Below are 13,202 nucleotides of genomic sequence, written 5' to 3'. Positions count from 1 at the left end.
TCGTTCGCGCCCGGTTCTCCTCCGATGCGGGAAGGATCGCGGGGCGTGGCGGGTTCGTAACGGGGAAGAGGCCGTACGGGCCGCAGGCGACGAAGGAAGGCACCAGGATGAGCGTCGACACCACGACCATCGCGGCGACCGGGCGGTCCGAGGAGGAGACCGTCCGCCGGATCCTGACGGGAACGGGCGACACCTGGGCGATCGTGGGCCTCTCCACGAACCGGGCGCGTGCCGCGTACGGGGTGGCGGCCGTCCTCCAGCGCTTCGGCAAGCGGATCGTGCCGGTGCACCCGAAGGCGGAGACGGTGCACGGGGAGCCGGGGTACGCCTCGCTCGCCGACATCCCCTTCCCCGTCGACGTGGTGGACGTCTTCGTCAACAGCGACCTGGCCGGGGCGGTCGCCGACGAGGCCCGGGAGGTCGGCGCGAAGGCGGTCTGGTTCCAGCTCGGCGTCGTCGACGAGGCCGCGTACGCCCGTACGACGGAGGCGGGCCTGGACATGGTGATGGACCGCTGCCCCGCCATCGAGATCCCGCGCCTGGGCTGAGCCCCGGCCGCCGTGGCGGCGGACGGGGCCTTCAGCGGGCGGGCGGGACCGAGACGGCCATGGTCATCTCGACCGGCTCCTCGCCGTCGTTGCGGTACGTGTGCGGGGCCGCGGCCTCGAAGACGGCGGAGGTCCCGGCGGGGACGGTGTGCTCGACGCCGTCGACGACCAGGGTGAGCACGCCGGCGACGACGTGGAGGAGCTCCGTGGTGCCCTGCGGGTGCGGGTCGGAGGCGCTGCCCTCGCCCGGCATCAGCGACCAGGACCAGAGTTCGAGGGGGCCGCGGGCCTCGGTGCCGACGAGCAGGGTGGTGTGGCTGCCGGCGGGGGTGGACCACATGCGGACGGCCTGCTCCGGCGGGACGAGCCGGACGTGGGAGCCCTGCTCGTAGTCGAGGAGCGTGGTGATGGAGACGCCGAGGGCGTCGGCCAGCTTCACGGTGGTGCCGACGCTCGGGTTGGTCCTGGCCTGCTCGATCTGAATGATCATGCCGCGGCTGACCCCGGAGCGGGCGGCGAGCGCGTCCAGGGTGAAGCCCCGCTCGTTGCGCCAGCGCTTCAGGTTACGGGCGAGCGACTGGGTCAGCTGGTCGAGGTCCGACACATTCCGTCCAATATCCTGGATGACAGAGTCCAATAGGCTGCACTACGGTGGGGTGGACCCCACTGTGCACTGCACTGTACTGCCCCGTTACCGCCCGTTCCGCCCGTGCCCGCCTGCGAGGACTCCATGACCGCCCTGTTCGCCCTGGCCACCGCCCTCCTGTGGGGCTTCGCCGACTTCGGGGGCGGCCTGCTCACCCGGCGCATCCCGGCCCTCACCGTCGTCGTGGTCTCCCAGGTCCTCGCGGTCCTCGTCCTCGGCGCGGTCGTCCTCGCCACCTCCGCCTGGACCGAGGCCGGGCCCGGCCTCTGGTACGCGGTCGCCGCCGGCGTCGTCGGCCCGGCCGCCATGCTCGCCTTCTACAAGGCGCTCGCGCTCGGCCCGATGGGCGTGGTCTCCCCGCTCGGCTCGCTCGGCGTGGCCGTCCCCGTCACCGTCGGCCTGGTCCTCGGCGACCGGCCCGGCCTGTTCCAGGTCGGCGGCATCGTCGCGGCGGTCCTCGGCATCGTCCTCGCGGGCGGCCCGGAGCTGCGCGGGGCGCCCGTCCAGCGGCAGGCGATCGTCCTCACGCTCTTCGCCGCCTTCGGGTTCGGCGCCGTCATGGTGCTCATCGCCGAGGCGTCCACCACCCTCACCGGCCTCTTCCTCGCCCTCTTCGTCCAGCGCGTCACCAACGTGGCCGTGGGCGGCGGCGCCCTGTACCTCTCCGTGCGGCGCGGCGGCCGGGCGCTGCCCGAGGAGGGGTTCCGGGCGATCCGGGGCGCGCTCCCGGCCCTCGCCTTCGTGGGACTCGCCGACGTCGCCGCGAACGGCACCTACGCCATCGCCGCGCAGCGCGGCCCGGTCCTCGTGGCCGCCGTGCTCGCCAGCCTCTACCCGGTCGTGACCGCGCTCGCCGCCTTCGGCGTGCTCCGTGAGCGGCTGCGCGCGATCCAGGCGGCCGGCGCGGGCCTCGCGCTCGTCGGCACGCTCCTCATCGCGAGCGGCTGACGGACGGCTCGGCCTCCGTGCCCTTCTCCGTCTCCGCCCGCTCCCCCGCCTCCGCCTGTTCGACCTCCCAGGCCGCGAGCGCCGCCAGCTGCTCCGGCGTGACGTCCTCGGGGATCGGCCGGGGGGCCGGGGTGCGCAGGGGCGGCTGCCAGCCGCGCTCCGGGTCCCAGCGCCGTACGACCCTGGCCGGAGCGCCCGCCACCACCGAGTGGTCCGGCACCTCGCCGCGTACCACCGCACCCGCCGCCACCACCACGTTGCGGCCGATCCGCGCGCCCGGCAGGATCACCGCCCCCGTGCCGAGCCAGCAGCCGGGGCCGATCGAGACCGGCTCGGAGCGCGGCCACTGGCGGCCGATGGGCTCGTGCGGGTCGTCGTAGCTGTGGTTGGTCGAGGTGATGTAGACGTACGGCCCGCAGTAGGTGTCCGAGCCGATGGTGATCGTCGTGTCGGCGATGACGTGGCTGCCGCGGCCGAGCACGACGCCGTTCCCCAGGGTGAGGACGGTCTCCGTGCCGAGATCGAGCCCCGGCAGCATCCCGGCGGTCAGGGTGACCTGCTCGGCGATGATGCAGCACTCGCCGATCTCGATCCACCGCTCGCCGAAGACCGTGCCCTGCGGAAAGGCCAGCCGGGTGCCCGCGCCGAGCCGCCGGAACCGCAGCTTCCCCGGGTGCTCCGCGGTGACCGCGCCCGCCTGCTGCGCCCAGCGCCAGCCGCCCTGGAGGGCGTGGGCGACGACCCGGCGCCGCCAGGCGGCGAGGGATGAGAACGTGTTTCCGTTTCTGGGCACCCCGCCACCGTAGTCGGCGGTGTGGGGGCGGATCGGTGCGGTCCCCTGTGATGTCCGTCATGGGCACGGCATTAGGGTGCGGAGGACAACCGGAAGGCGCGACACCCCCACGGCCGCACGAGCCGTACGGACCCTCAGGAGTGACCCCATGGCAGAGGCGTTGATCAAGGCCGTCGGCGGCAGGGAACCGAATGTCGACCCGACCGCCTTCACGGCGCCGACCTCGGTGGTACTCGGCGAGGTGACGCTCGGCGCCCGCGCCGGCGTCTGGTACCACGCGGTGCTGCGCGCCGACTGCGGCCCCATCGTCGTCGGCGAGGACTCCAACATCCAGGACAACTGCACCGTCCACGTGGACCCCGGTTTCCCCGTCTCGATCGGCGACCGGGTGACGGTCGGGCACAACGCGACCGTGCACGGCTGTGTCATCGAGGACGACGTGCTCGTCGGCATGGGCGCGACCGTGCTCAACGGGGCCCGGATCGGCGCGGGCTCGCTCGTCGCGGCGCAGGCGCTCGTGCCGCAGGGCATGGAGGTCCCGCCCGGTTCGCTGGTCGCCGGTGTCCCCGCGAAGGTCCGCCGCCCGCTGACGGAGGAGGAGCGGGCGGGCATCCGGCTGAACGCCGAGATGTACCTCCACCTGGCCAAGGTCCACGCCGAGGCGTACGGCGACTGACCGCCGGCCCCGGGGAGCACGACGGAGGGCGGCAGCCGGAACGGGTCCGGGTGCCGCCCTCCGTCACGTGTCCGAAGCCGTCGGTCCGCGCGCTCAGTCCACCGCGACCGGCTCCCGCGGTGCCGCCGGGTGCGGCTCGGCCGCCGCGGCCGCCTTCTTGGCGCGGTTCTTGATGATGAGCATCGAGGCGAGACCGACCAGGACGGCGAGGACCAGACCCAGCCAGGAGAAGCGCTTCAGCCATGCCTCGGCGACGATGCCGACCGAGTAGATGACGGCGGTGGTGCCGCCCGCCCACAGGATGCCGCCGAAGACGTTGGCGATGAGGAACTTCCAGTACGGCATCTTCAGGACGCCCGCGAGCGGGCCTGCGAAGATCCGCAGGAGGGCGATGAAGCGGCCGAAGAAGACCGCCCACATGCCCCACTTCTGGAAGGAGCGTTCGGCGAGGGCGATGTTCGCCTCGCTGAAGTGCTTGGGGAACTTGCCGCCGAGCCAGGCGAGCAGCGGACGGCCGCCCCTGCGGCCGATCGCGTACCCGATCGAGTCGCCGATGATCGCCCCGGCGGTGGCGCAGGTGCCGAGCACGTACGGGTTGATGTCCCCGTGCTGCGAGGCGAGCAGGGCCGAGCTGACGAGGACGATCTCGCCGGGGAGCGGGATGCCGAGGCTCTCCAGGCCGATCACCACCCCCACCAGCGCGTAGATGGCGACGGCCGGGATCGTCTCCAGCCACTCCTGGACGTGCAACGCGGGTTCCTCCCGTCGGGCGGACGCGGTCCCGGTCGCGGACCGCGTCGGTGGCGTGCCCCGCGTCGGGCACGCCGGGGCAGCCTACCCGTTCGCGTCGAACGGGTTTCGACGGCCGCCCCCGGCCGGAGGGAGGAAGCGGGTCACTTGCCGGAGTCGTTGGGCCTCAGGGTCCACAGAACGGTCATCTCGCCGGTGACGGCGCCGTCCTCACGGGTGATGTCGATGCGGACCGGGAACTCGGGGCGCTGCCCGGCGTCGAGCTCGGCGACGACCTCGGCGACGGGGCGGCCGAGGGTGGCGGTGGCGGTGACGACGCCCATGGCGAGCTTCTTGTACGCGATCTCGGCGCTGACGGCGAGCGGTACGGCCCGGCCGAGCTGGGCGCCGAAGGCGGCGATCACGATGGCGCCGCTGGCGGACTCGGCGAGGGTGAACATGGCGCCGGCGTGCGGGCCGCCCAGGTGGTTGTGGTAGGCGGCCTGGTCCGGCAGGCGCACGACGGCGCGCTCCGCGGTGGTCTCCAGGAACTCCAGGTCGAGGGTCTTGGCCATGGGAACCGTGGCGGCGAGCATCTCGCCGACGGACATCTGATCTGCGCTCATGTGCCGTGATGTTACCCACGAGTAGGAGCCTTGGCCATGCCTGCGGTCACGCCTCCGGCCATGCCCCTGGTCACGCCTCTCCGGCCGGAGGCCTCCGGCCGCCCCGCGCCCCGGGCGTGGCCCGGTCCACGCCGCCCCTCTATCGTTACGGCCCATGTGGCCAGGACAGCAGCCGCCCGGGGGCGAGCAGAACCCGCAGGACCAGAGTCAGAACCCGTACCAGCAGCCGGGGTACCAGCAGCCGAACCCGTACCAGCAGCCGACGCAGCCGGCGTTCCCGCAGCAGCCGTCGTACCCCCAGCAGGGGCATCCGCAGCAGGGCGGGTACCCCGCACAGGGATACGCGCAGCCGAACCCGTACCAGCAGCCGACCGTGCCGCAGTACCAGGTGCCCGGTCCGCCCCCGCCGCAGGGCTCCGGCGGGGGCGGCCGGAACCGGACGACGCTCATCGCGGTCGTGGCCGCCGCCGCGGTGGTCGTCGCGGCGGGCGTGACCACCTTCGTCGCCCTGAACGGCAAGAACGACGACAAGGGCGACAAGAAGGACGTCGCCGACAAGCCGGCCACGAGCTCCTCGGCCCCGGCCTCCGGCACGCCCTCCACGGAGACGGACGCACCGTCCGACGGCCCCACCGGCGAGTCCGACGACGACAACCCGCGCGGCGACACCGCGTTCGAGCCGACGATCCCCGGCTGGAAGGTCGTCCACAACCCCAGGTACGGCACCCTCTTCGACGTCCCGCCGGAGTGGGAGGTCGCGAAGCCGACCACGAGCACGGGCTTCGAGGACGCCAAGAAGGGCGACGGCAGCCCCCTCGTCATGATGTCAGGGCCCGCCGACCTCAAGAGCAAGTGGTGCACCTACGACGAGGACAAGGACGGCAGCCCGGAGACCTGGGGCCTCGCCTCCGCGGGCACCAAGGGCAACAAGGGCGCGAAGGACACCGCCTCCGCCGCGCGCGGCCAGGCCGGCATCTGGGTGTGGGGCGCGTTCGCCCAGCACATGCCGGAGAAGAGCATCAAGATCAGCGCGGCCACCCCCTACACGACGGCGTCCGGCCTCAAGGGCAGCATGGCCACGGCCACCGCCCCGAACGTGACGAAGCGCAACAAGTGCGAGACCGACGGCAAGTCGCTCGCCTTCACCTTCTTCAACGCCGAGAACGACTACGCGACCTTCGTGCTCTACGCGGCCGACGGCGTGAAGGACGAGCTCTCGGACGCGACGATGCGGAAGATCCTCTCCACGGTCCGGCTCACCAAGCAGTCCTGACCGGCTTCCCCGCCCCCCCCTCCTGCCCTGACGATCCGTCCGGTAATCGGTTTGGCAGGCGGGGGCGGCGGCGGGGATAGTCCCGGGGTGACGAAACCCTCCGCCTCCCCGCGCAGCACCCGCCGCCCCGCATGGGCCGGGCGCAACTACGTGCTGCTCACCGCCGCCACCGTCGTGACCAGCCTCGGTGCCAACGGTGCCCTGATCGCCACCGTCTGGGCCGTCTTCGCGGCCGGTGGCGACACGGGCGACGTGGGTCTCGTGGCGATGGCGCGCTTCCTGCCGCTGGTCCTGTTCCTGCTCGTCGGCGGCGCGGTGGCGGACCGGATACCCCGGCACCGGGTGATGGTCGCGGCCAACGCGCTCAACTTCGTCTCGCAGGCGGTCTTCGCCGCGCTGGTGCTCTCCGGCACGGCCGAGCTCTGGCAGATGATGGTGCTCACCGGGCTCTGCGGCACCGGGCAGGCCTTCTTCAACCCGGCCGCCGAGGGCATGCTCATGGCCACCGTCACGGGCGAGCAGGCGAGCCGTGCCTTCGCCTTCTACCGGATGGCGATGCACGGCGCGGCCATCGGCGGCGCCGCGCTCGGCGGGGCGCTCGTCGCCTTCGTCGGCCCCGGCTGGGTCCTCGCCGTCGACGCGGCCGCGTTCGCCGTGGCGGGCGCGCTGCGGGCCTTCCTCGACGTCAGCGGCATCCCGGACCGCAAGCCCGGCGGCGGGCTCCTCTCCGATCTGCGCGAGGGCTGGCAGGAGTTCATCGGCCGACCGTGGCTGTGGTCGATCGTCGCCCAGTTCTCGGTCGTCGTCGCGCTCATCGGCGCGGTGGAGTCGGTGTACGGGCCGCTGGTCGCCCGGGACGAGCTCGGCGGCGCGCGCCCCTGGGGCATCGCGCTCGCCGGCTACGGCGTGGGCACGGTCGCCGGCGCCTTCCTGATGACCCGGTGGAAGCCGCGCCGGATGCTCCTCGCCGGCACGCTCGGCGTCTTCCCGATCGCGCTGCCCTCGGCGGCGCTCGCCGTGCCGCTGCATCCCGCCGGGCTGACCCTGGTGATGTTCGTCAGCGGTGTGGCGATGGAGGTCTTCGGCGTCTCCTGGATGACGACGATGCACCAGGAGATACCGGAGGAGAAGCTGTCCCGGGTCTCCGCCTACGACTGGTTCGGCTCGACCGCGCTGCTGCCGCTGTCGACCGCCCTCGCGGGCCCGGCCGAGACGGCCTTCGGCCGGACGGCCTCGCTGTGGGGCGCGGCGGCCCTGATGACCGTGGTCACCGCACTCGTCCTGCTCGTCCCGGACGTACGGAACCTGACGCGGCGCGCGCAGGACGCGGAGGCGGTCGCCGCGGGCGGCGGCGCGGTGCCCGCGCAGGGGCCGTCAGCCGATGCCGAAGGCACCCTCCGGGGGAGCGGGTGACCCCACGGCCCCGGCGTCGTCGACCGGAGCGGCGTCGCCGGTGAACCGGGCCAGCGCCTCCCCGTGCTCCACGCGCGCGGGGAAGGCGTCCCCGGCGGCGCGACGGGTGAGGCCGGGGACGTCGAGGGGCTCGTCGGAGGCGACCAGGATCGCGTTCCCGAACCGCCGGCCGCGCAGCATCGCCGGTTCGGCGAGCAGCGCCAGCTCGGGGAAGACGGCGGCGAAGGTGGCGAGCTGGGAGCGGAGGAAGGCGAAGGGCGCGCCGTCGGCCAGGTTGGCCGCGTAGATCCCGCCGGGGCGCAGGACGCGCCGGAGTTCGCGGGCGTACGCGACGGAGGTGAGGTGCGCGGGGACCCGCGAGCCGCCGAAGACGTCGCCGACGATCAGGTCGGCCGAGGCGGCGGGGGCCGCTTCGAGCCACGCGCGCGCGTCCGCCGTGTGCACGGTGATCCCGGGGCCCTCCGGCAGCGGCAGGTGCTCGGCGACCAGGGCGACGAGTCCGGCGTCGGCCTCGACGACGTCCTGGCGCGAACCGGGCCGGGTGGCGGAGACGTACCGGGGCAGCGAGAGCGCCCCGCCGCCGAGGTGCAGCACGTCCAGCGGCGCCCCGTCGGCGGCGGCGCCGTCGACGACGTGCCCGAGCCGGCGGGCGTACTCGAACTCCAGGTGGCCGGGGGCGTCGAGGTCGACGTACGACTGCGGCGCGCCGTCGACCGTGAGGAGCCAGGCCCGCTCCCGGTCCACGTCGGGCATGAGACGCGCGGTGCCGTGGTCGACCTCGCGCAGGACGGGGATCTGCTCGTTCACCCCTTCATTGTGCGGCCCGCGGAGGGTGCTCCCGTACGGCCCGGTGCCCGTCACCCCCTCCACACGGCCGCGACCGCCTTCGCGTGCGCCGCGGCCTGGGCGCGTCCGGCGCGGGCGGCGGCGCCCCGCTGGGCGGGGTCGAGCGCCCGGACCCCGATCACGGCCTTGGCGTCCGCGTCGGGGGTGATCACCTCGACACGGGCGCCGGCGGCCGTGAGGGCGGCGGCCTGGCGGGCCGGGGAGTGCACGGCCTTGCTGCCCGTCGCGGTGGGCGCGACGACGACCACGCGCTCCCACCCGGCCGCGAGGTGCGCGTTGGCGGTGGAGTGGACCCCGCCGTCGATCCAGCGCCGGCCCGCGAGGCCGACGGGCGGCCAGGCCCCCGGGATCGCGCAGCTGGCCGTGACCGCGTCCACGAGCCCGACGCCGTCCCCGCCGGTTCCGGTACCGCCGTCGAAGACGGCGAGCGCGCCGCTCTCCGCGTCGACGGCCGTCAGCCGGAGCCGGCCCGCGTCGGGCCAGTAGGTGACGTCGCCGAGCCGCTTCGCCACGGTGGCCCGCCGGGTGGCCTCGTCGACGGTGCGGGCGCGCAGGGCGAGTCTGCCGAGCTTGCGCCCGTACGCCTCCGGGGTGCGGGAGGTGAGCACGGCGAGGGTGTAGCGGAGGAGGGTTCCGGCGCCGAAGCGGACGGCCGGTTCGGCGTCCGTACCGTCGAGTTGGCGCGCGTACAGTTCGGCGGGGGTGGTGGTGCCGGAGGTGAGGAGGGCGCCGACGACGGCGCCGGCGGAGCTGCCGACGACCAGGTCGGCGTCGGAGAGGTCCACGCCCGCCTCGGCGAGGCCGTGGAGGATGCCGACCTCCCAGGCGGCGCCGACGAGCCCGCCCGCTCCGAGGACGAGTGCCGTCCTGCCGCCCGCCGTTCCGCCCGTCGCACCGCCCGTGGGCGTCGTCTCCTTGTCCGTCATGATCCGAGTCTGACGCAGCCGTCGGACGGCGCCCCCGGCGGGGTGGCCCGCCGGACCCGCCGCCCTCACAGGTGCTTGAGGGCCTCGCGGACGGAGAGCGGGGAGAAGAGGGAACGGTTTTCCGCGACGAAGGCCCGCACCTCGCCGGGGGCGGTCTTGGCGTACTCGCGCAGACTCCAGCCGATCGCCTTCCTGAGGAAGAAGTCGGTGTCGGCGGCCCGCCGCAGACAGTAGGAGAAGAGCCGGTCGGCGTCCGTGCCCTCCTTGAAGCGCAGCTGGTGAAGGAGGGCGGTCCGGGCGGTCCAGGGGTCCTCGTCGTCGATCCAGACGTCCATCTCCCCGGCGAGCGCGGGGTCGGCGGCGACGAGTCCGCCCACGACGTGGGCGGCGAGGTGGTCGACGGTGTCCCACCAGGAGACGGTGGTGACGAGCCGGCGGGCGACGGGCAGGAAGCCGGACGAGCAGCGCTTCACGTGGCGGCGCAGGTAGTCGACGGCGAAGTAGTGGTACTCGCGCTCGGGCAGGGCGAAGCAGCGCAGGGCGACGGCCGCGCAGTCGGGCTCGGCGGGGCGGGGCGTGCCGTCGAGGACGGTCCGGGAGAGCGCGCGGCGCTCCGGCGTCCGGATGCCGAGGAAGGGCGCCACGCCCTTCATGTACGCGACCATCTCCTGCGCCCGGAAGGGGTTCCCGGCGGCGGGGTAGAGCGTGGTCAGCCGTGCCATGAGGACGTCGGCGAGCTCGCTGTCGGGGACAGCGCCGGGCGCGGCACCGGGGCCGGAGCCGGACGCGGGACCGGAGGCGGGGTCGGGGGCGGACATGGCGCACATTACGGCGATCATACGGAGGTGTCCGTTACTCTCCCCGGATGCTCGCTCCCGTGCCCCGGCCGACGGACCCGTTCGCCGTCCGCTGCTCCCGGGCCCTGCTCTCGCCCCGGTCGCGGCTCTCGCTGCTCGCGCTCGTCCTGCTGAGCGCCGCCACGCTGGTGGTGCTGTACGAGCCGCAGCGGCTCCTCGCCTCGGGGTGGCCGAGCACGGGCGGCGCGGGCGCGGTGCTGCTCTTCGGCCTGGCGTACGGGCTGTGCACGGCGGCGTTCGTGCCGCGGCCGGTGCTCAACCTGGCGGCGGGCGCGCTCTTCGGTTCGGGTGCCGGGCTCACGGCGGCGGTCGCGGGGACGGTGCTCGGCGCGGGGATCGCGTTCACGCTGGGCCGGACGCTCGGGCAGGACGCGCTGCGGCCGCTGCTCAGGGGGCGGTGGCTGCGGGCGGCGGACGGGCAGCTGAGCCGGCACGGCTTCCGCTCGATGCTGGCGATCCGGCTCTTCCCCGGCGTGCCGTTCGCCGCCGCCAACTACTGCGCGGCCGTCTCCCGGATGGGATACGTGCCGTTCCTGCTCGCGACGGCGATCGGTACGGTGCCGAACACGGCGGCCTACGTGGTGGCCGGGGCGCGGGCGGGCGATCCGGGCTCCCCCGCGTTCCTGGTCTCGGCGGGTTTCATCGCGCTGTCGATGCTGGGCGCGGCGGTGGTGGCCTGGCGCAAACGGCACGCCCTGCGGCGTCCGGTGACGGTCGCGGCCGTCGCCGACCGGACCTGATCACGGGCCCGTCACCTTGGGGCGGTACTCTGCGCTCGACCTTCTGACCGCACACGTACATAACGGGACGGCCCAAGCCCCATGAGTTGGTTCGAATCGTTCATCCTCGGGCTCGTCCAGGGGCTGACGGAGTTCCTTCCCATCTCCTCCAGCGCGCACCTCCGGCTGACCGCGGCCTTCGCCGGCTGGGAGGACCCCGGCGCCGCCTTCACGGCGATCACGCAGATCGGTACGGAGACCGCCGTCCTGATCTACTTCCGCAAGGACATCGGCAGGATCGTCACGGCATGGTTCCGGTCGCTGACGGACAAGGAGATGCGCTCCGACCACGACGCCCAGATGGGCTGGCTGGTGATCGTCGGCTCGATCCCGATCGGTGTCCTCGGCCTCACGCTCAAGGACCAGATCGAGGGCCCCTTCCGCGATCTGCGGCTCACCGCCACCACCCTCATCGTGATGGGCGTCGTGCTCGGCGTCGCCGACCGGCTCGCCGCCCGTGACGAGATCGGCGGCCGGCACCGCGCGGTCCGCGAGCGCAAGACGCTCAAGGACCTCGGCGTCCGCGACGGCCTGATCTACGGCTTCTGCCAGGCGATGGCCCTCGTCCCGGGCGTCTCCCGCTCCGGCGCGACCATCTCCGGCGGTCTGCTCATGGGCTACACCCGCGAGTCCGCCGCCCGCTACTCGTTCCTCCTGGCCATCCCCGCCGTCCTCGCCTCCGGCGCGTTCGAGCTGAAGGACGCGGCCGAGGACGGGCACGTGTCCTGGGGGCCGACGGTCTTCGCGACGATCGTCGCCTTCGGGGTGGGATACGCGGTGATCGCGTGGTTCATGAAGTTCATCACCACGAAGTCCTTCATGCCGTTCGTGATCTACCGGATCGCGCTGGGCATCCTGCTGTTCATCCTGGTCGGCGCGGGTGTCCTCAGCCCGCACGCGGGCGAGTCCGGCGGCTGACCGGCCGCCCCCACCGCCCGACCGGGGGCGGGCCCGCGCACGGCGGGCCCGCCCCCGGTTCGTCGTCTCAGCCCCGGTACGGGACGCGGGCGATCTCCCGGATGTCTCCCAGGGTCCCCCACTCGTTCTTCCCGAGCCGGGTCAGCGGCCGCATGCGCGTGATCTCGGGGTGGCCGTCGGCCATGTACGCCTCGTCGACGGCCACGTGCACGACGCGTCCGAAGACCACCGTCGAGTCGCCGATCCGGAGCGTGCTGTGCAGGACGCACTCCAGCGCCACCGGCGAGGCGGCCACGCGCGGGGCCTTCACCCGGAGGCTCGGTTCGCGCTCCACGCCGCACGCGTCGAACTCGCTCGTCCCGCGCGGGAAGTCCGTCGCGGTCGCGTTGATCTGCTCGAAGAGGCCCTCGGGGGCGAGGTTCACCACGAACTCGCCGGTCTCCTCCACGTTCCGCAGCGAGTCCTTCCGGCCGACGGAGGTGAACTGCACGACCGGCGGGTCCACCGAGGCGATGGTGAAGAAGGAGTGCGGGGCGAGGTTGTCCGTGCCGTCGGCGGAGCTCGTGGACACCCAGGCGATCGGCCGGGGGACGACGGTCGCGGTCAGCAACCGGTAGACGGAGGTGGGGTCGGTGAGGGACGGGTCGACGTCGATACGCATCCGGCCAGTATGACCTTCGTACGGGACGAGGGGCCGCACGCCTCTTGGCCTCGCACGCCCGCTGCCCGACACTGAGGCGATGACGCAGCGCGTGGACCTCGCGAACGTGATGGACCGGCTCGCCATCGACGACCTGATCACCGGTTACGCGGCGGCCGTGGACGACGCCGACTGGGCCGCCTACCGTGCCCTCTTCACCCCCGACGGGCACGCCGACTACTCCGGCTCCGGCGGCGTCGAGGGGCCCGTGGCGGCGGTGGCCGACTGGCTGGCGGAGACGATGACGCTCTTCCCGGTGCGCCAGCACCTGATCGTCAACCGACGGGTGACCCTCCACCTGCCCCAGGGCTACGCCGAGGACGGCGACGCGGCCGAGGTCCGCGCCGACTACGTCAACCCGATGCGGACGGCCTCCGGCGAGGACTTCGTCTGCGGCGGCCGGTACGCCTTCGCGGCGCGCCGTACCGGTGACGGCTGGCGGCTGCGCTCGGTCGTCGTCGAGGAGCGCTGGCGCCGGCTCCCCTGAGCGGGCCCCGGCCCGGCGGGCGGGCGCAGACTGGAGG

General features: G+C 73.8%; 16 protein-coding genes. 8 read left to right on the top strand and 8 right to left on the bottom strand.

Translation table 11 applies throughout. From position 1 onward, the window contains the following. The first annotated feature begins 107 nt into the window (after positions 1 to 107). Positions 108 to 548: a CoA-binding protein gene (locus tag QK442_RS02765; RefSeq protein ID WP_282692150.1), complete on the top strand. Its 441-nt coding sequence runs from the start codon at positions 108 to 110 to the stop codon at positions 546 to 548. A gap of 31 nt (positions 549 to 579) precedes the next feature. Here QK442_RS02765 and QK442_RS02760 read toward each other — a convergent pair whose 3' ends face one another. Next, complete coding sequence (locus QK442_RS02760) at positions 580 to 1,152, bottom strand: XRE family transcriptional regulator (RefSeq protein ID WP_282692149.1); 573 nt, start codon at positions 1,150 to 1,152, stop codon at positions 580 to 582. Positions 1,153 to 1,278: 126 nt separating this feature from the next. On the opposite strand from QK442_RS02760, the gene QK442_RS02755 reads away from it, so the two are divergent. After that, positions 1,279 to 2,142 carry a DMT family transporter gene (locus QK442_RS02755; RefSeq protein ID WP_282692148.1) on the top strand — a complete coding sequence of 288 codons (864 nt, stop codon included), beginning with the start codon at positions 1,279 to 1,281 and terminating at the stop codon, positions 2,140 to 2,142. Here QK442_RS02755 and QK442_RS02750 read toward each other — a convergent pair. After that, positions 2,126 to 2,935 carry an acyltransferase gene (locus QK442_RS02750; RefSeq protein ID WP_282692147.1) on the bottom strand — a complete coding sequence of 270 codons (810 nt, stop codon included), beginning with the start codon at positions 2,933 to 2,935 and terminating at the stop codon, positions 2,126 to 2,128. The two genes, QK442_RS02755 and QK442_RS02750, sit on opposite strands and share 17 nt — an antisense overlap. A 148-nt stretch (positions 2,936 to 3,083) precedes the next feature. Between QK442_RS02750 and QK442_RS02745 the strand changes: the two genes are divergently transcribed. Then, positions 3,084 to 3,611 carry a gamma carbonic anhydrase family protein gene (locus QK442_RS02745; protein WP_282692146.1) on the top strand — a complete coding sequence of 176 codons (528 nt, stop codon included), beginning with the start codon at positions 3,084 to 3,086 and terminating at the stop codon, positions 3,609 to 3,611. A gap of 93 nt (positions 3,612 to 3,704) precedes the next feature. Here the strand turns inward: QK442_RS02745 and QK442_RS02740 are convergent, their stop codons facing one another. Further along, on the bottom strand, positions 3,705 to 4,361 hold the full coding sequence (locus QK442_RS02740) for a DedA family protein (protein WP_282692145.1): 657 nt from the start codon (positions 4,359 to 4,361) through the stop codon (positions 3,705 to 3,707). Between the two features lie 143 nt (positions 4,362 to 4,504). Continuing rightward, positions 4,505 to 4,966 carry a DUF4442 domain-containing protein gene (locus QK442_RS02735; protein ID WP_282692144.1) on the bottom strand — a complete coding sequence of 154 codons (462 nt, stop codon included), beginning with the start codon at positions 4,964 to 4,966 and terminating at the stop codon, positions 4,505 to 4,507. Between the two features lie 154 nt (positions 4,967 to 5,120). On the opposite strand from QK442_RS02735, the gene QK442_RS02730 reads away from it, so the two are divergent. Then, positions 5,121 to 6,239, top strand: a complete 1,119-nt coding sequence (locus QK442_RS02730; protein WP_282692143.1) for a hypothetical protein — start codon at positions 5,121 to 5,123, stop codon at positions 6,237 to 6,239. Positions 6,240 to 6,326: 87 nt separating this feature from the next. Beyond that, a complete protein-coding gene (locus QK442_RS02725; protein ID WP_282692142.1) occupies positions 6,327 to 7,652 on the top strand; it encodes an MFS transporter in 1,326 nt (441 codons plus the stop codon). Here the strand turns inward: QK442_RS02725 and QK442_RS02720 are convergent. The 3 genes from QK442_RS02720 to QK442_RS02710 form a co-directional block, all read right to left on the bottom strand. Then, positions 7,614 to 8,459, bottom strand: a complete 846-nt coding sequence (locus tag QK442_RS02720; RefSeq protein WP_282692141.1) for a fused MFS/spermidine synthase — start codon at positions 8,457 to 8,459, stop codon at positions 7,614 to 7,616. The genes QK442_RS02725 and QK442_RS02720 overlap by 39 nt on opposite strands. A gap of 50 nt (positions 8,460 to 8,509) precedes the next feature. Beyond that, positions 8,510 to 9,424: a patatin-like phospholipase family protein gene (locus QK442_RS02715; RefSeq protein WP_282692140.1), complete on the bottom strand. Its 915-nt coding sequence runs from the start codon at positions 9,422 to 9,424 to the stop codon at positions 8,510 to 8,512. Positions 9,425 to 9,489: 65 nt separating this feature from the next. After that, positions 9,490 to 10,251, bottom strand: a complete 762-nt coding sequence (locus QK442_RS02710; protein ID WP_282692139.1) for a DNA alkylation repair protein — start codon at positions 10,249 to 10,251, stop codon at positions 9,490 to 9,492. A gap of 38 nt (positions 10,252 to 10,289) precedes the next feature. Here QK442_RS02710 and QK442_RS02705 point away from each other — a divergent pair, with 38 nt between their 5' ends. Both QK442_RS02705 and QK442_RS02700 read left to right on the top strand, forming a co-directional pair. Continuing rightward, the gene (locus QK442_RS02705) at positions 10,290 to 11,021 is read left to right on the top strand and encodes a TVP38/TMEM64 family protein (RefSeq protein ID WP_282692138.1); all 732 of its coding nucleotides are present in this window, start codon (positions 10,290 to 10,292) and stop codon (positions 11,019 to 11,021) included. A gap of 81 nt (positions 11,022 to 11,102) precedes the next feature. After that, positions 11,103 to 11,978 carry an undecaprenyl-diphosphate phosphatase gene (locus QK442_RS02700; RefSeq protein WP_282692137.1) on the top strand — a complete coding sequence of 292 codons (876 nt, stop codon included), beginning with the start codon at positions 11,103 to 11,105 and terminating at the stop codon, positions 11,976 to 11,978. A 67-nt stretch (positions 11,979 to 12,045) separates the two neighbouring features. Here QK442_RS02700 and QK442_RS02695 read toward each other — a convergent pair whose 3' ends face one another. After that, positions 12,046 to 12,639 (bottom strand): flavin reductase family protein, encoded by a 594-nt coding sequence (locus tag QK442_RS02695; RefSeq protein WP_282692136.1) that lies wholly within the window; start codon positions 12,637 to 12,639, stop codon positions 12,046 to 12,048. 79 nt (positions 12,640 to 12,718) lie between these two features. On the opposite strand from QK442_RS02695, the gene QK442_RS02690 reads away from it, so the two are divergent. Continuing rightward, positions 12,719 to 13,165: a nuclear transport factor 2 family protein gene (locus tag QK442_RS02690; protein ID WP_282692135.1), complete on the top strand. Its 447-nt coding sequence runs from the start codon at positions 12,719 to 12,721 to the stop codon at positions 13,163 to 13,165. Positions 13,166 to 13,202: the final 37 nt, after the last annotated feature.

Origin of the sequence: Streptomyces sp. CC208A (assembly GCF_030010625.1) — a bacterium.
Taxonomy (GTDB): Bacteria; Actinomycetota; Actinomycetes; order Streptomycetales; family Streptomycetaceae; genus Streptomyces.
The sequence above is the reverse complement of the archived record's forward strand: the minus strand, read 5'-3'. Positions and strand labels throughout refer to the sequence as shown.